The following is a 20,155-nucleotide window of genomic DNA, read 5'->3' on the forward strand; positions in this document are numbered from 1 at the left end:
TTTCTTCTTGTACGGTTTACTGGCGCAGCGCCGTTCCGACGCTGCGCGGATCGGGCGCGCCGATCCATCCAGCCGCGGTCTTTTCTGCGGCATTGGCCTTGAGGCCGAGACGCCCGACCGACACCTTGTGCCCCATCGCCTCCAGCGCGGGCTTCATGGCCGGCAAGCTGGTGCCCTGTTCGAGAACCAGCCCGTCCTTGTTGAAATAGATGAGGCCAAGACCAAGGGCTTCCTTCGCCGGCAGCTTCCAGTCGAGATGGGCGATGATCGCCTTCGTCACCTGCATCAGGATCGTCTTGCCGCCTGCGGCGCCAACGGTGAAGATCGGCGCGCCGCTTCCATCATACACGATCGTCGGGGCCATGGACGAAAGCGGCCGCTTTCCGCCCTCCACGCGGTTGGCGACGGGCGCGCCGTTCTTTTCGGGCGCGAGGCTGAAATCGGTCAGCTCGTTGTTGAGCGCGAAGCCGTTGGCGATCAGCTGGCTGCCGAACGGGCCTTCGATCGTCGAGGTCATGGTGGCGATGTCACCCTTGGCGTCGATCGCGACAAAATGCGTGGTGCCGGGCACTTCCTGCTGCGGCGCATAGGTACGCGGCTTGGCGCCCGGCGGCGTGCCGGGTTCGTATGTGCCGAGCGCGCGTGTCTCGGAGATCAGACCCGACCGCTGGGCGATATAGCCCTTGTCGATCAGCCCGGCGACCGGCACGTCCACGAAGTCGGTGTCGCCGAGGTACAACTCACGATCGGCATAAGCGAGCTGCATCGCTTCGCCGATCAGATGCCAGGCGACCGGCGAGTCCTTGCCCAGCCTGGCGAGGTCGAACCGCTCGAGCATGCCCAGCATCTGGAGTACGGTTGTCGCGCCCGACGAGGGCGGTGCCATGCCGCAGATCTTGTAGTCGCGGTACGTGCCACAGACCGGCGGGCGCTCCTTGGCCTGATAGGCGGCAAGATCGGCCGCCGTCATGTCGCTGGGCGCGATCCTGGTGGCCGTGACGGCGTTGATCAGGGCCTTGGCATTCTGCCCCGTGTAGAAGGCGTCGGGACCATCGGCCGCGATCTTGCGCAGCAACTTGCCCAACGCGGGGTTGGTAACGGTTTCGCCCTCGACCAGCGGCTTGCCGTTTCTGGTGTAAAGCGCGGCCGCCTCCGGAAAGCGCCCGCCCGCCGCGCCGGTGCCGGTGGACGTGCCACCCTCGGGCCCGGCCACAGCGGTGCTGCCGCCGCCCCACAATGGCGCCAGGTTCGTGCTGGCGGCGGCGAGCGGGCGCGTCACCTTGTAGCCGCCCTCGGCAAGGCGGATGGCGGGGGCGAACAGCGCTTTCCAGCGCAGCTTGCCCCACTTCTTGTTGGCCAATGCCGCCAGCCTAACATTGCCGGGAACGCCGACCGACTTGCCGCCCGGAAACGCCTGAATGAAGGGCAGCGGCTTGCCGTCCGCGCCCACGAACCGCTGCGGCGTGGCGGCGGCGGGCGCCTTTTCGCGGCCATCGATCGTCTCCAGCGGGCCGTTCGCCGTCTGGTGCAGCATGAAACCGCCGCCGCCGATGCCGCTCGATTGCGGCTCCACCACGGTGAGCGCGAGCATCATCGCGACGGCGGCGTCCGCGGCGGAACCGCCGGCGTTCAGAATCTCGAGCCCGGCCTCGGTGGCGCGCGGATCGGCGGAAGTCACCACCCCCTGCGCCTCCGCAACGTCCGGTGCGATGAGGGCGATGGGGGCGAGCAGAGCGGTGAGCGCCAACAGGTTTTTCATGGCCGCGGACCCTATCGGCGCCTTTCCCTGCGTCAACCGGCGCCGACGGCCTCGGTTATCGACCCATAGCCGTCACGCCGAAGCAGCGCGGCGAGATCGCGAAGGATGCGGGTGGGCAGGCCGGGCCCGGCATAGACCATGGCGCTGTAGAGCTGAACGAGGCTGGCGCCGGCGCGAATTCGTTCATACGCCTCCGCCCCGCTGCCGATGCCGCCAACGGCGATCAGCGGAACGGCAGCGCCGGTCGCGACGCGGAAATCCCGGAGCTTCTGGCGTGCCAATGTGGCGAGAGGCGCACCGGAGAGGCCGCCGCTTTCGCTTGCATTGGTTGAGGCGAGCGGAGGGCGAGAAATCGTCGTGTTGCCGATGATGAGCGCATCCAGCCTGTTGTCGATCACCGCGCGGGCGATGTCATCGATCGCGGGGCCATCCAGATCGGGTGCGACCTTCAGGAACAAGGGTCGGGTGCCCGCCGCGGCACGCGTGGCGGCGAGCAGATCGCGCAGCGCGCTGCCATGTTGCAGATCGCGCAGTCCTGGCGTGTTGGGGGAGCTGATGTTGATCGTGACGTAATCGGCGACCTTGGCTGCGGCGGTTACCCCGGTCACGTAATCGGCGATGCGGTCGCCCGCGTCCTTGTTCGCGCCGACATTCAGGCCCAGCACGCCGCGCCGGCTGACCGGCAATCGCCCAAGCGCCGCTTGGAGGCCGCCATTGTTGAAGCCCATGCGGTTGATCACCGCCTCGTCTTCGATCAGCCGGAACAGGCGAGGCTTTGGATTGCCGGGCTGGGGCAAAGGCGTGAGCGTGCCGACTTCCACAGCGCCGAAGCCGAGCGCGTGCAGCCCAGCGACCGCCTCGCCGTCCTTGTCCACACCGGCGGCGAGCCCAAGTGGGTTGGCGAAGCGGATACCGGCCACGGTCGTGGCGAGCGCCGGATCGGCGACCTCGCGAGCGCCCGGCGTGCCCAGACGGCCCCAGAGCGCAAGGCCGCGGATCGTGAGGCGGTGGGCACGCTCGGCATCGAGCGCGAACAGGGCGGGGCGCATCGGAAAGGTCATTGCGGTCCGGTGCCCATGATCGGGCGCGAAGATCAAGGGGGCTGGCGCAGGGAGAACGGCCAAAATCGCGGGTTGATTTCCCGGCCTCTCACGCCCATTTGGCAATCAGAACGATTTAGTCCGATTTGAGAACCGCTCGCAATATGCGCCTGTCCAGCCTTGCCGATTATGCCGTCGTCATGATGACGGCCGCGGCGCGCCATTGCGGCGGGCTGGCGCGTGTCAATGCGACCAGTCTGGCGCAGGAGACGGGCGTGCCGCTTCCCACCGCGCAGAAGCTGGTGAGCAGGCTGTCCTCCGCCGGACTGATTGAAAGCACGCGCGGCACCGGCGGCGGCTTCCGCCTGTCGCGCCCGCCGGCGACGATCACGCTGGCTGACATCATCGAGGCGGTGGAGGGGCCGATCGCGCTCACCACCTGTGTCGATACGGCGCAGCATGATTGCGCGCTGGACGGCAGTTGCCGCGTAAAGCCGCATTGGGCGGTGGTGAACAATGCGGTGCGCGGCGCGCTCGCCGGCATTACGCTGACCCAGCTCACCGCCACCACGCCGATCGTTCCTCCGACCGAGGCACGAACCATGACCGACATGAAAGTGGACGCCTGACATGGCCACCAAGAACGCCGAGGCGCTCGCCGCGGTATCCAAGAAGTACGAATGGGGCTTCGCCACCGAGGTGGAGCAGGACTTCGCGCCCAAGGGGCTGAACGAGGACACCGTTCGCTACATCTCCGCCAAGAAGGGCGAGCCCGAGTGGATGCTCGACTGGCGGCTGAAGGCGTTTCGCAAGTGGCTGACGATGGAATCGCCGGACTGGGCGAAGCTCGACATTCCGCCGATCGACTATCAGGACGCTTATTATTACGCGGAGCCCAAGCAGAAGAAGACCATCGCGTCGCTTGACGAGCTCGATCCGGAAATTCGCCGGACCTATGAGAAGCTGGGCATCCCGATCGCCGAGCAGGAAGTGCTCGCCGGCGTCGAGGGCGCGCGCAAGGTCGCGGTCGACGCGGTATTCGACAGCGTCTCCGTGGCGACCACGTTCCGTGAGGAGCTGAAGGCCGCGGGCGTCATCTTCCTGTCGATCTCGGAAGCGATCCGCGAATATCCCGAGCTGGTGAAGAAGTGGCTCGGCAAGGTCGTGCCGCAGCATGACAATTACTTCGCCACGCTCAACAGCGCGGTCTTCTCCGATGGCACGTTCGTGTACATTCCGGAGGGCGTGCGCTGCCCGATGGAGCTGTCGACGTATTTCCGCATCAATGCCGAGAATACCGGCCAGTTCGAGCGCACGTTGATCGTCGCCGACAAGGGCGCGTACGTCTCGTACCTTGAGGGCTGCACCGCGCCGATGCGCGACGAGAACCAGCTCCATGCCGCGGTGGTGGAGCTGGTCGCGCTCGACGATGCCGAGATCAAATATTCGACCGTGCAGAACTGGTATCCCGGCGACGAGAACGGCCTGGGCGGGATCTACAATTTCGTTACCAAGCGCGCGCTCTGCCAAGGCAAGAACAGCAAGGTCAGCTGGACTCAGGTCGAGACTGGTTCTGCGGTGACGTGGAAGTATCCGAGCTGCGTCCTTGCGGGCGATGGCAGCGTCGGTGAGTTCTATTCGGTCGCGGTGACCAACAATCGCCAGCAGGCGGATACCGGCACCAAGATGATCCACCTGGGCAAGAACACCCGCTCGACCATCGTGTCGAAGGGGATCAGCGCCGGCCGTTCGGACAATACCTATCGCGGGCTGGTGCGGGTCGCGCCGACCGCAGAGGGCGTGCGCAACTTCACGCAGTGCGACAGCCTGCTGCTGGGTGACCAGTGCGGCGCGCATACCGTGCCCTATATCGAGGTGCGCAACCCGAGCGCGCAGATCGAGCATGAGGCGACGACGTCCAAGATCAGCGAGGACCAGCTGTTCTATGCGATGAGCCGCGGGCTGGATCAGGAAGCCGCCGTGGCGCTGATCGTCAACGGCTTTGCGCGCGAGGTGCTTCAGCAACTGCCGATGGAATTTGCCGTCGAGGCGCAGAAGCTGCTCGGCATCAGCCTTGAGGGTTCGGTGGGATGATCGCGCTTGCGTTCGCACTCGTGGCCGGGTGGTCCGACGTGGAGCCTGCCGAGCTCAATGATTATGTCGACTGCCTCTACAACGGCACCGAGATCCGCCAGCTCTTGACGAAGAACGGGAGACGAGCGCGGGGCGCGGCCGTTGAGGCGCAGTTACGTAGTTGTTCGCGATTGCGGGCTGCCGGAGTGAAGTCGCTCCCATTTTACCAGCCGCGATTCCAGATGATCGACGCAAATTTCAGGAAGTCGGTTTTAGATGCTAAAGATTGAAAACCTCCACGCCGAGATCGACGGCAAGCCAATCCTCAAGGGCCTCAGCCTTTCCGTGAATGCGGGCGAGATCCACGCGATCATGGGGCCGAATGGCGCTGGCAAATCGACGCTCGGTTATGTTCTTGGCGGTCGGCCGGGCTATGAAGTGACCGAGGGCAGCGTGACCTTTGACGGGGTCGACCTGCTCGAGCTGGAGCCGAATGAGCGCGCCGCGGCGGGGCTGTTCCTTGGCTTCCAATATCCGGTCGAGATCCCGGGCGTGTCGAACGTCCAGTTCCTGCGCGAGAGCCTGAACGCGCAGCGTGCCGGGCGTGGCGAGAAGCCGCTGTCGGGCGGCGAGTTCCTGAAGCTGGCGCGCGCGCAGGCCGATGCGCTGGGCCTCGACCAGGACATGCTGAAGCGCCCGGTCAACGTCGGCTTCTCGGGCGGCGAGAAGAAGCGCAACGAGATGGTGCAGATGGGGATCATCGATCCCAAGTTCGCAATCCTCGACGAGACCGACAGCGGCCTCGACATCGACGCGCTGCGCATCGTTGGCGACGGGATCAATCGTATCATGCGCAAGCCCGAAAAGGCCGTGCTGCTCATCACCCATTATCAGCGCCTGCTCGATTACGTGAAGCCGGACTTCGTCCACGTGCTCGCCGATGGCCGCATCACCCGCTCGGGCGGCGCGGAACTCGCGCATCAGCTCGAGCGTGAGGGCTATGCGGAGGTCGCGGCGTGAGCGACGCCGTGCTCGATCTGCCCTCCAGCCGCGAGGAGGCGTGGCGCTGGGCTGACCTCGGTGGGTTGGCCGCTGCGGCGGCGCTTGCGCCGATCGCGGCGCCAGAGGCCGATTTCCTCGACCTGCCGGGTGCGAAGCTGCTGTTCGTCGATGGCGTGCTGGACGAAGCGCGCAGTGATCTTCACCGCGTGACGATTGGCGCGCTCGCAGCGGACGATCACCCGCTGGGGCGGCGCGCCGGCGGCACCGGCTGGACGCTTCGTCTTGATGCGCAGGCGGTGACTCACCCGGTGCAGATCGTTCATGTCGCCACCGGGCGGCAGAACCATGTGCCGGCAGAGATCGTGCTTGCGGACGATGCGGCGGCCGAGGTGGTGGAAACGTTCGTCGGCGCCGGCTGGCAGAACCGCTTCACTCGCACGCGGCTGGGCAAGGGCGCGCGGCTGATGCGCTCGGTGCGGCTGCTGCAGCCGGCTGGCTTCGTGTCGCTGCGCGAGGCGGCAGAGATCGGCGAAGCGGCGAGCCTCGTTACCGTGTTCCTCGGCGCTGGCGGCCAGGGGAGCCGGATCGACGCACAGCTGACGATGGCGGGCGACGGAGCCTTTGCCGAATATGGCGGCGCGCTGCTCACCTCCGCCGATCAGAAGCAGGAATGCGCGGTTCGCGTGAATCATGCGCATCCCAACGGCTCCTCGCGCCAGGTGTGGCGCGCGGTAGCGGCGGATCGCTCGCAGGTCAGCCTTGCCGCGGCGGTCGAGGTGGCGCGCCATGCGCAGAAGACCGATGGCGAGCAGAGCCTGCGCGGGCTGCTGCTCGATCGCACCGCGACGGTGAATTTGAAGCCCGAGCTGGAGATCTTCGCCGACGACGTGAAGTGCGCGCATGGCGCGACGGTCGGTGAGCTTGATTCCCGGGCGCTGTTCTACATGCAGAGCCGCGGCATCCCGCGCGCCCGCGCCGAGGCGATCCTGACCCGCGCGTTCGTTGCCGACGCGCTGGAGCGGATCGGTGACGAGACCGTGCGCGACGCATTCGAGGCGGACGCAGACGCTTGGCTCGAGGCGGCGCTGGATTGATGAACCGGTCGCCCACCTCGTTCGCCCCGAACGCAGTCGAAGGACTGGCCGCAGGCGCATCGCTTGTCACGCGTTCCTGGACGATGCTCGGAGCGCACGGACCGGCCTGCCCTGCGCGACGGTGGAGCCTCATCCTCAACAGATGCGAGGTCGCATGACCGTTCTCGCCGCTGCCCGCCCGCTTGATGTGGTTGCCGATTTCCCGGCGATCCCGGCCGAATGGGCGTATCTCGATACGGCCGCCACGGCGCAGAAGCCGCGGCCGGTGATCGATGCGATCACGCGCGGCTATGATACTACCTACGCCACCGTACACCGCGGCGTTTACCAGCGATCGGCGGACATGACGCTCGCCTATGAGGCCGCGCGTCGCCGCGTCGCTGGCTTCATCGGCGGCGCGGAAGATGAGGTGGTGTTCGTTCGTGGTGCAACGGAGGGGATCAACCTCGTCGCGCAAAGCTGGGCCGGGACGCAGTTGAAGGTGGGCGACCGCATCCTGCTGTCTGCGCTGGAGCATCATTCGAACATCGTGCCGTGGCAGATGGTTGCCGAGCGGGTCGGCGCCGCGATCGATGTCGTGCCGCTGACCGAGGATCACCGCATCGATCTGGTCGCGATGGCCGCTATGCTGACCCCGGCGCACAAGCTGGTGGCGCTTGCCCATGTGTCGAACGTGCTGGGATCGGTGCTGGACGCCAAACGCGCAGCGGAGCTGGCGCATGGAGTCGGCGCTAAGATCCTGATCGACGGATGCCAAGCGGTTCCACGCCTGCCGGTCAATGTCGCTGATCTGGATTGCGACTTTTACGTCTTTTCCGCGCACAAGCTGTACGGACCGACCGGGCTTGGCGTGTTGTGGGGCAGGGCGGACCTGCTCGATGCCATGCCGCCCTATCAGGGCGGCGGCTCGATGATCGATCGTGTCAGCTTCGCCAGGACGACCTATGCCCCCGCGCCGACGCGGTTCGAGGCGGGGACGCCGCATATTGTTGGGGTGCTCGGCCTCCATGCCGCGATCGATTATGTCGAGGGTATCGGCCTCGAACGCATCCATGCGCATGAAACCGCCCTGGTGAGCCAGGCGCGCGAGGCGCTGTCCTCAATCAACTCGGTGCGACTGTTCGGCCCCGATGACAGCGCCGGTATCGTCTCCTTCTCGATCGAGGGGGTGCATCCGCACGACATCGGCACCATCTTGGACGAGGCGAAGGTTGCGATCCGCGCCGGCCACCATTGTGCGCAGCCGCTGATGGAGATGCTTGGCGTCGAGGCGACGGCGCGGGCGAGCTTCGGCGTTTACAACGGCCCGGCCGATGTCGAGGCACTGGCCAAGGGCATAGAAAGAGTAACGAGGATTTTCGGATGAGCGAGCCGATCCGGATCGAGGAAGTGGAAGCGGAGACCAAGCCGCCGCGCGCGCGCGTCGAGGATGCGGTGGAGACTTCGGGTCGCCAGCGGGACTATCTGGATGGTTTCCTGAAGCAACAGCCGCAGGGCGATGCAGCGCATGAGCCTGGTGGCGCGCTGTACGAGGCGGTGATCGATGCGCTGAAGGAGATCTACGATCCCGAAATCCCGGTGAACATCTATGAGCTGGGGCTGATCTATAACGTCGAGGTGACGGAGGGGGGCCACGCCGTAGTCACCATGACGCTGACGACGCCGCATTGCCCGGTCGCCGAGTCCATGCCGGCGGAGGTGGAGCTGCGCGTCGGCTCGGTTCCCGGGATCGCCATCGTCGACGTGAACCTCGTGTGGGATCCGCCGTGGGATCCGGCGAAAATGTCGGACGAGGCACGGCTCGAATTGGGGATGTTGTGATGGCAACGAGCGTTCGTGAGCGCCCTGCGGCGCTGATCCTCACCGACACAGCCAAAGCCCGCATCGCCGCGCTGATGGCCAGCGCGCCTGAAGGCGCAATCGGCGTGAAGCTCTCGACGCCGCGACGCGGCTGTTCGGGGCTCGCCTATTCGGTCGACTATGTCACCGAAGCCCAGCCATTTGACGAGCGGATCGTAACCGAGGGCGGCACGCTATTCGTCGATGGCGGATCGATCCTGTATCTGATCGGGTCGACCATGGACTGGGTCGAGGACGATTTCACCGCCGGCTTCGTTTTCAACAACCCTAACGCCAAGGGTGCCTGTGGTTGTGGAGAGAGCTTCACGGTCTGATCCGGGACAAGCTGCGCTGCAGCATCCCACGTGACTCCTGCGCGGCGGGCGCTAAGCTCGACGGGTGATGACTTCGCCCGAAACCGCGCCCGTCGATGCCCGCTCGCCGCTCGCTGCCCGCATCGTCGACACCCTCATTCACCGCATCGGCAAGGACGAACGCGCGGCGCGCAAGCATGACTGGCTTGCCGCGACGATCCTGACGCTGCGGGACGAGATCATCGACAAATGGATGGCATCGACCCGGCAAGCCCATGCCGCAGGTGCGAAGCGCGTCTATTATTTGAGCCTTGAATTCCTGATCGGGCGCCTGTTGCGCGATGCGCTGTTCAACCTGGGGCGTAACGCCGAGGTGGCGGAGGCGCTGGCGTCGCTGGGCGTGGACCTCGCCGAGATCGAGGAGATCGAGCCTGACGCGGCACTGGGCAACGGCGGGCTCGGGCGTCTTGCTGCCTGCTTCATGGAGAGCATGGCGACGCTTGAACTGCCCGCCTACGGCTATGGCATCCGTTATGTGAACGGTATGTTCCGGCAGCGGATCGACGACGGCTGGCAGGTCGAGCTTCCGGAAACCTGGCTGGCGCATGGCAACCCTTGGGAGTTCGAACGGCGGGAAAGCGCCTATTTCGTCGGCTTTGGTGGCGAGGTCACCGGGAATGAGGTGGGCCATGTTCACTGGAAGCCGGCCGAGGCGGTCGAGGCCGTTGCCTATGACACGCCGGTGGTGGGATGGCGTGGCAAGCGGGTGAACACCCTTCGCCTGTGGAGCGCCCGCGCGTTTGATCCCATCCGTCTCGATGCGTTCAATGCCGGTGATCACATCGGCGCGTTGGCCGGCCAGGCGCGGGCGGAAAGCCTGGTGCGTGTGCTTTACCCCTCCGATTCCAGCGCTGCGGGCCAGGAACTGCGGCTGCGGCAGGAGTATTTCTTCTCCTCGGCGTCGATCCAGGACATTGTCCGTCGCCATGTTCAGTATTTCGGCGATGTGCGGACCTTGCCCGACAAGGCGGCGATCCAGCTGAACGACACGCATCCGGCCGTTTCGGTGGCCGAGTTGATGCGGCTGCTGATCGATCATCATGACCTGCCGTTCGAAGAAGCGTGGGAGGTCACGCGCAAGACATTCGGCTACACCAATCACACGCTGTTGCCGGAAGCGCTGGAAAGCTGGCCGCTGCCGCTGTTCGAGCGGCTGCTGCCGCGGCACATGCAACTCGTCTATGCGATCAACGGGCGGGTGCTTCGGGAAGCGCGAAAGGCGGAGGGCACGACCGATCATTCGGTGGCGGCGATCAGCCTGATTGACGAGAATGGCGAACGTCGGGTGCGCATGGCCAATCTGGCGTTCGCCGGCAGCCACAGCGTCAACGGCGTTGCGGCGTTGCACACCGATCTGATGAAGCAGACGGTGTTCGCGGATCTCCACCGCCTTTACCCCGACCGCATCAACAACAAGACCAATGGCATAACGCCGCGCCGCTGGCTGATGGATTGCAACCAGGGGCTGACGGCCCTGATCCGCGACGCGATCGGGCCCGACTTCTACGATGACGCGGCCAAGCTCAACGCGCTGGATTCTTTTGCAGACGATGCTTCGTTCCGGGAGCGTTTTGCCGCGGTGAAGCGTTCAAACAAGGTGGCGCTGTCGAACTTCATCAAGGAAAACACCGGTTTGCGCGTCGATCCGGCGGCATTGTTCGACGTGCAGATCAAGCGCATCCACGAATATAAGCGCCAATTGCTCAACATCATCGAGACGGTGGCGCTTTACGATCAGATCCGCAGCCACCCGGAAAAGGACTGGATCCCGCGGGTGAAGCTGTTCGCCGGCAAGGCAGCGTCCAGTTACCACAATGCCAAACTGATCATCAAACTGGCCAATGATGTTGCGAAACGCATCAACAGCGATCCGTCGGTGGGCGGGCTGCTGAAGGTGGCGTTCATTCCCAATTACAACGTCAGCCTGGCGGAACGCATCATTCCCGCCGCAGACCTTTCGGAGCAGATCTCCACGGCCGGGATGGAAGCCTCCGGTACCGGCAACATGAAGTTCGCGCTGAACGGTGCACTCACCATCGGGACGCTCGACGGCGCCAATATCGAGATCAAGGACCATGTCGGTAACGACAACATCGTGATCTTCGGGCTCACGGCGGATGAGGTGGCGGCGAAGCGCGCAGGAGAGTACCGGCCGCGCGAGGTGATCGAGGGCAGCCGCGAATTGTCCCAGGCGGTGAATGCCATTGCGTCCGGTGTCTTCTCTCCGGACGATCCCGACCGTTATCGGGACCTGATGAACGGCCTCTACGACCATGACTGGTTCATGGTTGCGGCTGATTTCGACAGCTATGCGGCCGCGCAGCGAACGGTTGACGCCCGATGGGCGGATCAGGCCAGCTGGCGGGCGTCTGCGATCAGGAATGTCGCCCGGGTGGGCTGGTTCTCCTCCGACCGGACGATCAGCGAATATGCACGTGAGATCTGGGGCGTGATGTGAAGCCACCGGCCGGCGCTATCGAGGCATTGCTCAGGGGGCGTCACGATGATCCCTTTGCCCTGCTAGGCACTCATGCCGGCCCTGCGGGTACTTTCGCGAGAGCGCTGGTGCCCGGTGCGGAAACACTGGAGGCGTTCAGCCTTTCCGGCGAGCGGCTCGGCACGCTTGAGCAAGTCGATCCGCGCGGTCTGTTCGAGGGAAATGTTAGCGGCGAGCCGCAACCGCTCCGATATCGCGCCACGGCTTCCGGATCGGATTGGTTTGTGACCGATCCTTACACGTTCGGTCCGGTCCTAGGCCCGGTTGACGATCTGCTGATGGCGGAAGGCACGCACTTTCGGCTGCACGACAAGCTTGGCGCGCACCTCATCGAGCATGAAGGGGCGAGTGGGGTTCACTTCGCCGTCTGGACGCCCAACGCGCAGCGCGTATCAGTGGTGGGTGACTTCAACGATTGGGATGGCAGGCGCCACCCGATGCGCCGGCGCACCGATGTCGGCGTCTGGGAGATCTTCATCCCCGATCTCGGCGACGGCCGGCATTACAAATATGAGATCGTTGGCCCTGACGGCCAGCTGCAACCGCTGAAGGCTGACCCTTATGCCTTTGCGTCAGAGCTGAGGCCGGCGACCGCGTCCATTACCGCCACGCCCCTCGCGCATGAATGGGGCGACGATGATCACCGCGCGCATTGGGCCAGTGTCGATCCCCGTCGCGTGCCGATCAGTATCTACGAAGTGCATGCGGGCTCGTGGGATCGCGACGAGACCGGTTGGTTTCTAAGCTGGGACGATCTGGCCGATCGGCTGATCCCCTATGTCGTCGATATGGGGTTCACCCATATCGAGTTCCTTCCCATCTCCGAGCATCCCTATGATCCCTCCTGGGGGTATCAGACGACCGGGCTGTACGCGCCATCGGCGCGATTCGGCGATATCGAAGGATTCGCCCGCTTCGTGGATGGTGCGCATCGCGCGGGCGTCGGCGTCCTGCTGGATTGGGTGCCGGCCCACTTCCCGACCGATGCGCATGGGCTTGCCCGGTTCGATGGCACGGCGCTGTACGAACATGAGGATCCAAGGCTGGGCTATCACCCGGACTGGAACACGGCGATCTACAATTTCGGGCGGCGCGAAGTATCTGCCTTTCTGGTGAACAACGCGCTTTTCTGGGCCGAACGGTACCACGTCGATGGCTTGCGGGTCGATGCGGTGGCGTCGATGCTGTACCGCGATTACAGCCGCAAGGCGGGCGAATGGGTCCCCAATACCGAAGGCGGCCGGGAAAACTGGGAAGCGGCGTCTTTCCTGCAGTCCATGAACCGCGCGGTTTATGGCGCGCATCCCGGCTTCTTCACGGTTGCCGAGGAGTCCACGGCGTGGCCGGGCGTCACGCATCCGGCGCATAGCGGCGGGCTGGGGTTCGGGTTCAAGTGGAACATGGGCTTCATGCACGATACGCTGAAGTACATGGCGCGCGAGCCGGTGCATCGCAGGCATCATCACCACGACATCACCTTTGGCCTGGTGTACGCGTTCAGCGAAAATTACGTGCTGCCGCTCAGCCATGACGAAGTGGTGCACGGCAAAGGATCGCTGCTCACCAAGATGAGCGGCGACGATTGGCAGCAATTCGCCAATCTGCGTGCTTTCTACGCGATGATGTGGGGCTATCCGGGCAAGAAGCTGCTGTTCATGGGGCAGGAATTTGCCCAGCGGCGCGAATGGAGCGAGGATCGCGCGCTCGACTGGGATCTGTGCCAATCGACCGCGCATGAAGGTGTTCGCAAGCTCGTTCGCGATCTGAACCTTCTGTACCGTCAGAAACCGGCGCTTCATGCGCTCGATTGCGAACCCGACGGGTTCGAATGGCTGGTGGCTGACGATGCCCAGAATTCTGTGTTCGTCTGGCTTCGCAAGGCGCCGGGCGCGCCGCCCATCGCGGTGGTGTGCAACATGACGCCCGTGGCGCGGGCGCCATATCGCCTGCCGCTGCCCAAAGCGGGAAAGTGGCGCGAAATCCTCAATTCGGATGCGCACGACTATTGGGGATCCGGCCTTGGCAATCTTGGTGGAGTGGAGGCCAAGGATGGGTTCGCCATGGTGACACTGCCGCCGCTTGCCACGATCATGTTCGAGTTTGCGGAGTGAGCGGCAGACGCTTGATGTAGATGATTGTTGGTGGAGGGGCTGTCCTCCAGAGATGCCATGCCGGAGGGACTACCTCCACGAACCCTCTCGAAATGAGGGGAGAAAGAAGACGAGGATGGAACACCGGAAGGGACAGCCGCTCGCGCGTGACGCCATGGCTTATGTGCTTGCGGGGGGACGCGGCAGCCGTCTGGCGGAGCTGACCGATACGCGCGCAAAGCCGGCGGTATATTTCGGTGGCAAGAGCCGGATCATCGACTTCGCGCTGTCGAACGCCATCAACTCCGGCATTCGGCGGATCGGTGTCGCCACGCAATACAAGGCGCACTCGCTAATCCGGCATCTTCAGCGCGGGTGGAACTTCCTTCGCCCCGAGCGAAACGAAAGCTTCGATATCCTGCCCGCGTCGCAGCGCGTGAGTGAATTTCAATGGTATGAGGGCACGGCCGATGCCGTGTTCCAGAACATCGACATCATCGAAAGCTACGATCCCGAATATATGGTGATCCTGGCTGGTGATCACATCTACAAGATGGATTACGAGCTGATGCTGCAGCAGCATTGCGAGCAGGAAGCCGATGTGACGGTCGCGTGCATGGAAGTGCCGCGGATGGAAGCGGTCGCCTTTGGCGTCATGCACATAGACGAGACCGGCCGGATCATCGACTTTGTCGAGAAGCCCGCCGATCCCCCCGCCATGCCGGGCAAGCCGGACGTGGCGCTCGCATCCATGGGGATCTACGTTTTCAAGACGTCGCTGTTGATCGATCAGTTGCGACGGGATGCGGAAACCCCGGGATCGAACCGGGATTTCGGCCGCGATATCGTGCCGTGGTTGGTGAAGAACGGCAAAGCCGTGGCCCATCAGTTCAGCACGTCGTGCGTTCGCTCCTCCAACGAAGCGTCCGCCTATTGGCGCGATGTCGGGACGGTGGATGCCTATTGGAAGGCCAACATCGATCTTACCGATGTGGTGCCGGCGCTGGATCTGTATGATCGATCATGGCCGATCTCCACCTATTCGGAGCTTACGCCTCCAGCAAAGTTCGTCCATGATATTGACGGGCGGCGTGGATCGGCAGTCGCAAGCCTGGTTTCGGGTGATTGTATCGTCTCGGGTTCCTCCATCTATCGGTCGCTGCTGTTCACCGGCGTCCGCACGCACAGTTTCGCCATGCTCGATGAAGCGGTGGTCCTGCCCTATGTGAAGGTCGGGCGCGGCGCTCGGCTTCGCAAGGTGGTGATCGATCGAGGGGTTCAGATCCCCGACGGGCTGGTCGTGGGGGACGATCCGCAACTTGATGCTCGGCGCTTCCGGCGCACGGATGAAGGGATCTGTCTCATCACAAAGCCGATGATCGATCGGCTAGTATGAGGGTGACGGCGGTACGATTGATCAGCGGGCAGCGGCCGCGCGATGCGGCTAACGATCACATGGTCGCTTTGCGTTCCGCCGAGGAGAGGGGATGAAAGTCCTCGCGGTCGCTTCTGAGGCCTTCCCGCTGGTCAAAACGGGTGGCCTTGCAGACGTGGTAGGCGCGTTGCCGCAGGCGCTGGCCGCTCATGGGATCACAACGACGACGATGCTGCCCGGCTATCCGGCGGTCATGGAGGCTGCAGCCGGGCGCGTGGTTCACACCTGGCGTGACCTGCTCGGCGGGGGCACCGCGCGGCTGTTGCGGGGTGAGATCGCAGGCCAGCCGCTGATCATCCTAGATGCGCCTGCGTTCTTCATGCGCGAGGGCGGATTATATGGCGACGCCACGGGTGCAGACTGGCCGGACAACTGGCGCCGGTTCGCCGCCTTCGCGCGGGCGGCTGCGGAGATCGGGCGGGGCGGGGTGAAGGGCCTGTCCTTCGACCTGCTCCATGCCCATGACTGGCAAGCGGGGCTTGCGCCTGCCTATCTGCGCTACGCAGGTTCGCCGATCAAATCCGTCATGACGATCCACAATATCGCCTTTCAGGGACGCTTCGGCGCCGACATCTTCGGCGAACTTGGCCTGCCGGAGGACGCATGGGCGATCGACGGGGTCGAATATTATGGCGGTGTCGGCTTCCTGAAGGCGGGGCTCGAAGCGGCAGACGCGGTGACGACGGTCAGCCCGACCTACGCGCGCGAAATCCTTCGCCCGGACTTCGGCATGGGGCTTGAGGGCCTGGTTGCCCAGCGCGCGGCGCGGGTGTCGGGCATCGTGAACGGTATCGACAAGGCGATATGGAATCCCGAGCATGATGCCGCGTTGCCAGCCCGTTACTCGGCCAAGACGCTGGCGCGGCGATCGGCGAATAAGCGGGCGGTAGAGCGCGAGTTCGGCCTGGCGCCGGGCGACGGGCCGATCTTCACGGTGGTCAGCCGCCTGACGTGGCAGAAGGGCATGGACGTTCTCGCCAGCTGCCTTGACGAACTCGTTGAAATGGGCGCGCGGCTTGCCATGCTTGGCTCGGGTGATCCCGGACTGGAGAATAATTTTCTCGCCGCCGCGGCGCGCCATGCCGGACGCGTGGGTGTGCGCATCGGCTATGATGAGCCGCTGTCGCATCTTCTGCAGGGTGGTGCCGATGCGATCCTGATCCCGTCCCGCTTCGAGCCCTGCGGGCTGACGCAGCTATACGGTCTTGCTTACGGGTGCGTTCCGATCGTCGCGAGAACAGGCGGCCTCGCGGATACGATCATCGACGCGAATATCGCCGCAATGGATGCACAGGTCGCGACCGGGATCCAGTTCGACGGTGTCACGCGGGACAGCCTGTTGCATGCGATGCGGCGCGCATGTCAGCTGTTCGCGGATCGGCGTTGCTGGCAGGGCATTCAGCGCTGCGGCATGAAGGCCGATTTTTCGTGGGGGAAGAGCGGGGCTGCCTATGCCGCGCTGTATCGGGGATTGATCGACGCATGATCGAGACGGTGGCCACTGCGCCCTTTCAGGACCAGAAGCCCGGCACGTCCGGCCTTCGCAAAAAAGTGAAGGTCTTCCAGCTGCCGAACTACGCGGAGAATTTCATCCAGTCGGTTTTCGACGTGGTGGAGGATCGATCGGGTGCGACCCTGGTCATCGGGGGCGACGGCCGGTATCTGAACCGAGAGGTCATCGACAAGGCGATCCGCATGGCGGCGGCCAATGGCTTCGCCCGCGTGCTGGTCGGAAAAGGCGGCATCCTTTCCACCCCCGCCGCCTCCCACTTGATCCGCAGTTCGGGCGCGATCGGCGGGCTCGTCCTGTCGGCGAGCCATAATCCCGGCGGCCCCGACGAGGATTTCGGCATCAAGTACAATGCCGAAAACGGAGGGCCGGCACCCGAGAAGATCACCGATGCGATCTATGCGCGAACGCGAGCGATCGACGAGTATCGTATCGTAAGGGATGGTACGATCGATCTTGATCGGGCTGATCCGCAGGAACTGGGCGGGATGAAAATCGAGATCGTTGATCCGGTCTCGCTCTACGCGGATCTGATGGAGACCTTGTTCGACTTCACCGCCATTCGCGGGGCAGGGCTGACCATGGCCTTCGATGCGATGCATGCCGTGACGGGGCCTTATGCGAAGGAGATCCTGGAGCGGCGCCTCGGCTTTGCGCAGGGCACGGTCCGCAATGGTACGCCGCTGGAGGATTTCGGCGGTCATCACCCCGATCCCAATCTCGTCCATGCGCGCGAGCTCCACGACCTCATGATGTCGCCTGATGCGCCTGATTTCGGTGCCGCCTCCGACGGAGATGGCGACCGGAACCTCATCATCGGGCGCGGGATCTTCATCACGCCATCTGACAGTCTCGCGATGCTGGCAGCCAATGCCCATCTGGCGCCGGCGTATGCCGGGGGCCTGAAGGGTATCGCCCGATCCATGCCGACCAGCGCGGCGGCAGACCGAGTAGCTGCAGCACTCGGCATTCCGGCCTTCGAAACGCCAACCGGCTGGAAATTTTTTGGCAACCTGCTCGACGCGGGCAAGGCAACGATCTGCGGCGAGGAGAGCGCCGGTACCGGGTCTGACCACGTCCGTGAAAAGGATGGGTTGTGGGCGGTACTGCTATGGCTGAATATCCTGGCGGCGACTGGCAAGACGGTAAAGCAGATCGCGCAGGATCACTGGGCGGACTATGGCCGCAACTTCTATGCGCGTCATGACTATGAGGGCGTCGAGAGCGCGGCGGCAGATGCCCTGATGGCGGGATTGCGCGAGAAGCTTGCCGATCTGCCGGGGCGCGTGATCGGCGATCTTACCGTCGAGACGGCCGACAATTTCGCTTATCATGACCCAACGGATGGATCAGTGAGCGAGAACCAGGGCATCCGAATTCTATTCGTGGGTGGGAGCCGGGTCGTATTTCGCCTGTCCGGCACCGGAACATCAGGTGCGACGCTGCGCGTGTATCTAGAGCGATATGAGCCGGCTGGTGGCCAGCTCGATGCAGATACGACCGAGATGCTTTCCGGCATCGCGGCGGCGGCGGATGAGGTGGCAGGCATCGTGCGGCATACCGGACGCGCTCGCCCAGACGTCGTCACGTGATCCTGGGTGATCAAGCCGCTCGATAGCTCGTCTGTGTCAGCTATGCCGGTACTCCTGTCGCTGGATTGGCCGGGGGCCGAATGGTGAACGCCAGCGCCGATGAAGAGACGACATCACACCCGGTGATGACGCACGTGTTTCGCGTCAGGGCGCCTAAGGCGAACCAGCTGTGGCTCTGCCTGTTCGATGCCGCGGGTGAGACGCGCCTGCCGATGGTCAGAGACGGTGAGCATTGGTGCTGCGATCTGACGCTGGCGCAAGGAACGCGATACGGGCTGCGCGCAGCTGGCCCGCCTCCGTTTGATTGCAGCAAGCTGCTCGTCGATCCGGGCGCCACGCACCTCGATGGCCCGTTCACCTACCATCCCGAACTGTGCGAGCCGGGCCTGGATACGGCGGCGCTGGTGCCAAAGGCGGTCGTGACCAGGCCGTTGCCGCCGCTTCCGCCGCGAGCGCCGGTCTTCAAGGCCGGCGGACTTATCTATGAAGTGAATGTTCGTGGGTTCACCATGCTGCACCCGGACGTGCCGGAGGAGCTGCGTGGCACCGTGGCTGCACTCGCCCACCCTGCGGTGATCGCACACCTGAGGCGCTTGGGAGTGGATGCGGTCGAGCTGATGCCGGTGGTCGCCTGGATCGACGAGCGGCACCTTCCGCCACTCGGCTTGCGCAATGCCTGGGGATATAACCCGGTGGTGCCGATGGCACTCGACCCCAGGCTCTGCCCAGGCGGCATGGCAGAGCTGCGCGCGACCGTGGAGGCGCTGCGGCAGGAGGGGATCGGCACCATCCTGGATCTCGTGTTCAACCATAGCGGTGAAAGCGACCTGCATGGGCCCACGCTATCGTTCAGGGGGCTGGATGATCAGGTCTATGCGCGCGCACCGGACGGCGCCCTCATCAACGATGCGGGCACGGGCAATATCCTGGACTTCGGGCAACCACATGTTCGAGAAATGACGCTTGCGACCCTGCGACACTTCGTCACTCAGGCAGGCGTCGACGGTTTCCGCTTCGATCTCGCACCCGTGCTTGCGCGGTCACCCGGTTTCGATCCGAATGCTGCGATCTTTGCGGAGATCGCGGCGGACCCGCTTCTTGCCGACAGGATCATGATCGCCGAGCCCTGGGACGTCGGGCCGGGAGGGTATCAGCTTGGCGCCTTTCCCTCGACCTGGCTTGAGTGGAATGACCGTTTCAGGGACGACGTCCGCCGTTTCTGGCGTGGTGACGGAAGTGCGGGGGCGCTGGCGACGCGCCTGGCTGGATCTACGGACATCTTCGGGACTGAACGGACGCGCAGCGTGAATTTCGTTGCTGCCCATGATGGATTCACCCTTGCCGACACCGTGGCCTATGCCGCGCGGCACAATCACGCGAATGGCGAACAGAACCGCGATGGTCACGCCGACGAGGTGAGTTGGAACGCAGGCTCGGAAGGGGAGGGCAGGGGTGAGGACGTGCGCGCGCTGCTCGCCAGCCTTTTCGCGGCGCGGGGCACGATCATGCTGACCGCCGGGGACGAATTCGGACGCACCCAGGGCGGCAACAACAATGCTTATGCCCAGGATAATGCCACGTCCTGGCTGAACTGGAGCGCCCGCGATCGCGACCTGGAGCGCTATGTGGCAGGTCTCGCCGCCTGGCGGCGTGCGAACGCCGGCATCGGCGCGCCGGGGATCCGGCACGATCTTACATGGTCGACGATCAGGGGCGGCGCGATGAACGCCGCCGACTGGGAAGCTTCGTATGGATTGGTGATGGAACTACCCGAGGGTGCCGGCATCAGGATCGATCGCGCCAGCCGGATCGTGGACCTGCTGCCTCCACCCCGGGCGTAAGCCCAGGGC

The 20,155-nt window shown here is 64.4% G+C and carries 16 protein-coding genes; 14 read left to right on the forward strand and 2 right to left on the reverse strand.

Translation table 11 applies throughout. The features are described from left to right. Positions 1 to 16 precede the first annotated feature (16 nt). Positions 17 to 1,759 (reverse strand): gamma-glutamyltransferase family protein, encoded by a 1,743-nt coding sequence (locus BMX36_RS03270; protein WP_093063664.1) that lies wholly within the window; start codon positions 1,757 to 1,759, stop codon positions 17 to 19. A gap of 32 nt (positions 1,760 to 1,791) precedes the next feature. Then, complete coding sequence (locus BMX36_RS03275; RefSeq protein WP_093063665.1) at positions 1,792 to 2,820, reverse strand: quinone-dependent dihydroorotate dehydrogenase; 1,029 nt, start codon at positions 2,818 to 2,820, stop codon at positions 1,792 to 1,794. A 143-nt stretch (positions 2,821 to 2,963) separates the two neighbouring features. Here BMX36_RS03275 and BMX36_RS03280 point away from each other — a divergent pair, with 143 nt between their 5' ends. The 14 genes from BMX36_RS03280 to BMX36_RS03340 all read left to right on the forward strand — a co-directional run bounded on the left by BMX36_RS03280 (position 2,964) and on the right by BMX36_RS03340 (position 20,146). Continuing rightward, complete coding sequence (locus BMX36_RS03280) at positions 2,964 to 3,428, forward strand: SUF system Fe-S cluster assembly regulator (protein WP_093063666.1); 465 nt, start codon at positions 2,964 to 2,966, stop codon at positions 3,426 to 3,428. A 1-nt stretch (position 3,429) separates the two neighbouring features. Beyond that, positions 3,430 to 4,893, forward strand: coding sequence for a Fe-S cluster assembly protein SufB (sufB, locus tag BMX36_RS03285; protein ID WP_066779033.1), 1,464 nt, complete (start codon positions 3,430 to 3,432; stop codon positions 4,891 to 4,893). Continuing rightward, complete coding sequence (locus BMX36_RS21285) at positions 4,890 to 5,162, forward strand: hypothetical protein (protein ID WP_143058501.1); 273 nt, start codon at positions 4,890 to 4,892, stop codon at positions 5,160 to 5,162. The genes sufB and BMX36_RS21285 overlap by 4 nt, the downstream gene beginning before the upstream one ends. After that, positions 5,149 to 5,892: a Fe-S cluster assembly ATPase SufC gene (sufC, locus tag BMX36_RS03290; protein WP_093063667.1), complete on the forward strand. Its 744-nt coding sequence runs from the start codon at positions 5,149 to 5,151 to the stop codon at positions 5,890 to 5,892. Before BMX36_RS21285 ends, sufC begins: the two co-directional genes overlap by 14 nt. Continuing rightward, a complete protein-coding gene (locus tag BMX36_RS03295; RefSeq protein ID WP_093063668.1) occupies positions 5,889 to 6,968 on the forward strand; it encodes a SufD family Fe-S cluster assembly protein in 1,080 nt (359 codons plus the stop codon). The genes sufC and BMX36_RS03295 overlap by 4 nt, the downstream gene beginning before the upstream one ends. Positions 6,969 to 7,122: 154 nt before the next feature. Continuing rightward, positions 7,123 to 8,334, forward strand: a complete 1,212-nt coding sequence (locus tag BMX36_RS03300) for a cysteine desulfurase (RefSeq protein WP_093063669.1) — start codon at positions 7,123 to 7,125, stop codon at positions 8,332 to 8,334. Next, the gene (locus BMX36_RS03305; RefSeq protein WP_066779040.1) at positions 8,331 to 8,789 is read left to right on the forward strand and encodes an SUF system Fe-S cluster assembly protein; all 459 of its coding nucleotides are present in this window, start codon (positions 8,331 to 8,333) and stop codon (positions 8,787 to 8,789) included. The genes BMX36_RS03300 and BMX36_RS03305 overlap by 4 nt, the downstream gene beginning before the upstream one ends. Continuing rightward, entirely contained in the window at positions 8,789 to 9,142 is a 354-nt protein-coding gene (locus BMX36_RS03310) for a HesB/IscA family protein (RefSeq protein ID WP_066779043.1), read from the forward strand. Before BMX36_RS03305 ends, BMX36_RS03310 begins: the two co-directional genes overlap by 1 nt. A 67-nt stretch (positions 9,143 to 9,209) precedes the next feature. Further along, positions 9,210 to 11,639 (forward strand): glycogen/starch/alpha-glucan phosphorylase, encoded by a 2,430-nt coding sequence (locus BMX36_RS03315; protein ID WP_093063670.1) that lies wholly within the window; start codon positions 9,210 to 9,212, stop codon positions 11,637 to 11,639. After that, positions 11,636 to 13,789, forward strand: coding sequence for a 1,4-alpha-glucan branching protein GlgB (gene glgB / locus BMX36_RS03320; RefSeq protein WP_093063671.1), 2,154 nt, complete (start codon positions 11,636 to 11,638; stop codon positions 13,787 to 13,789). The genes BMX36_RS03315 and glgB overlap by 4 nt, the downstream gene beginning before the upstream one ends. A 115-nt stretch (positions 13,790 to 13,904) precedes the next feature. Beyond that, positions 13,905 to 15,164, forward strand: a complete 1,260-nt coding sequence (glgC, locus tag BMX36_RS03325) for a glucose-1-phosphate adenylyltransferase (RefSeq protein WP_093063672.1) — start codon at positions 13,905 to 13,907, stop codon at positions 15,162 to 15,164. Positions 15,165 to 15,255: 91 nt separating this feature from the next. Then, positions 15,256 to 16,689, forward strand: coding sequence for a glycogen synthase GlgA (gene glgA / locus BMX36_RS03330; RefSeq protein WP_093063673.1), 1,434 nt, complete (start codon positions 15,256 to 15,258; stop codon positions 16,687 to 16,689). Beyond that, a complete protein-coding gene (locus tag BMX36_RS03335) occupies positions 16,686 to 18,305 on the forward strand; it encodes an alpha-D-glucose phosphate-specific phosphoglucomutase (RefSeq protein ID WP_093063674.1) in 1,620 nt (539 codons plus the stop codon). The genes glgA and BMX36_RS03335 overlap by 4 nt, the downstream gene beginning before the upstream one ends. Before the next feature lie 125 nt (positions 18,306 to 18,430). Further along, entirely contained in the window at positions 18,431 to 20,146 is a 1,716-nt protein-coding gene (locus BMX36_RS03340; RefSeq protein WP_256210746.1) for a glycogen debranching protein, read from the forward strand. Positions 20,147 to 20,155: the final 9 nt, after the last annotated feature.

The organism is Sphingomonas sp. OV641 (assembly GCF_900109205.1).
Taxonomy (GTDB): domain Bacteria; phylum Pseudomonadota; class Alphaproteobacteria; order Sphingomonadales; family Sphingomonadaceae; genus Sphingomonas.

Excerpts from the sequence above, each read along its gene's own strand:
- BMX36_RS03300 (WP_093063669.1), top strand. The coding sequence starts at position 7,123 with ATGACCGTTCTCGCCGCTGCCCGCCCGCTTGATGTGGTTGCCGATTTC.
- BMX36_RS03275 (WP_093063665.1), bottom strand. The coding sequence starts at position 2,820 with ATGACCTTTCCGATGCGCCCCGCCCTGTTCGCGCTCGATGCCGAGCGT.
- BMX36_RS03315 (WP_093063670.1), top strand. The coding sequence starts at position 9,210 with ATGACTTCGCCCGAAACCGCGCCCGTCGATGCCCGCTCGCCGCTCGCT.
- glgC (WP_093063672.1), top strand. The coding sequence starts at position 13,905 with ATGGAACACCGGAAGGGACAGCCGCTCGCGCGTGACGCCATGGCTTAT.
- BMX36_RS03335 (WP_093063674.1), top strand. The coding sequence starts at position 16,686 with ATGATCGAGACGGTGGCCACTGCGCCCTTTCAGGACCAGAAGCCCGGC.
- sufC (WP_093063667.1), top strand. The coding sequence starts at position 5,149 with ATGCTAAAGATTGAAAACCTCCACGCCGAGATCGACGGCAAGCCAATC.
- BMX36_RS03340 (WP_256210746.1), top strand. The coding sequence starts at position 18,431 with ATGACGCACGTGTTTCGCGTCAGGGCGCCTAAGGCGAACCAGCTGTGG.
- BMX36_RS03310 (WP_066779043.1), top strand. The coding sequence starts at position 8,789 with ATGGCAACGAGCGTTCGTGAGCGCCCTGCGGCGCTGATCCTCACCGAC.
- BMX36_RS03280 (WP_093063666.1), top strand. The coding sequence starts at position 2,964 with ATGCGCCTGTCCAGCCTTGCCGATTATGCCGTCGTCATGATGACGGCC.
- BMX36_RS03270 (WP_093063664.1), bottom strand. The coding sequence starts at position 1,759 with ATGAAAAACCTGTTGGCGCTCACCGCTCTGCTCGCCCCCATCGCCCTC.
- glgA (WP_093063673.1), top strand. The coding sequence starts at position 15,256 with ATGAAAGTCCTCGCGGTCGCTTCTGAGGCCTTCCCGCTGGTCAAAACG.
- sufB (WP_066779033.1), top strand. The coding sequence starts at position 3,430 with ATGGCCACCAAGAACGCCGAGGCGCTCGCCGCGGTATCCAAGAAGTAC.
- BMX36_RS21285 (WP_143058501.1), top strand. The coding sequence starts at position 4,890 with ATGATCGCGCTTGCGTTCGCACTCGTGGCCGGGTGGTCCGACGTGGAG.
- BMX36_RS03305 (WP_066779040.1), top strand. The coding sequence starts at position 8,331 with ATGAGCGAGCCGATCCGGATCGAGGAAGTGGAAGCGGAGACCAAGCCG.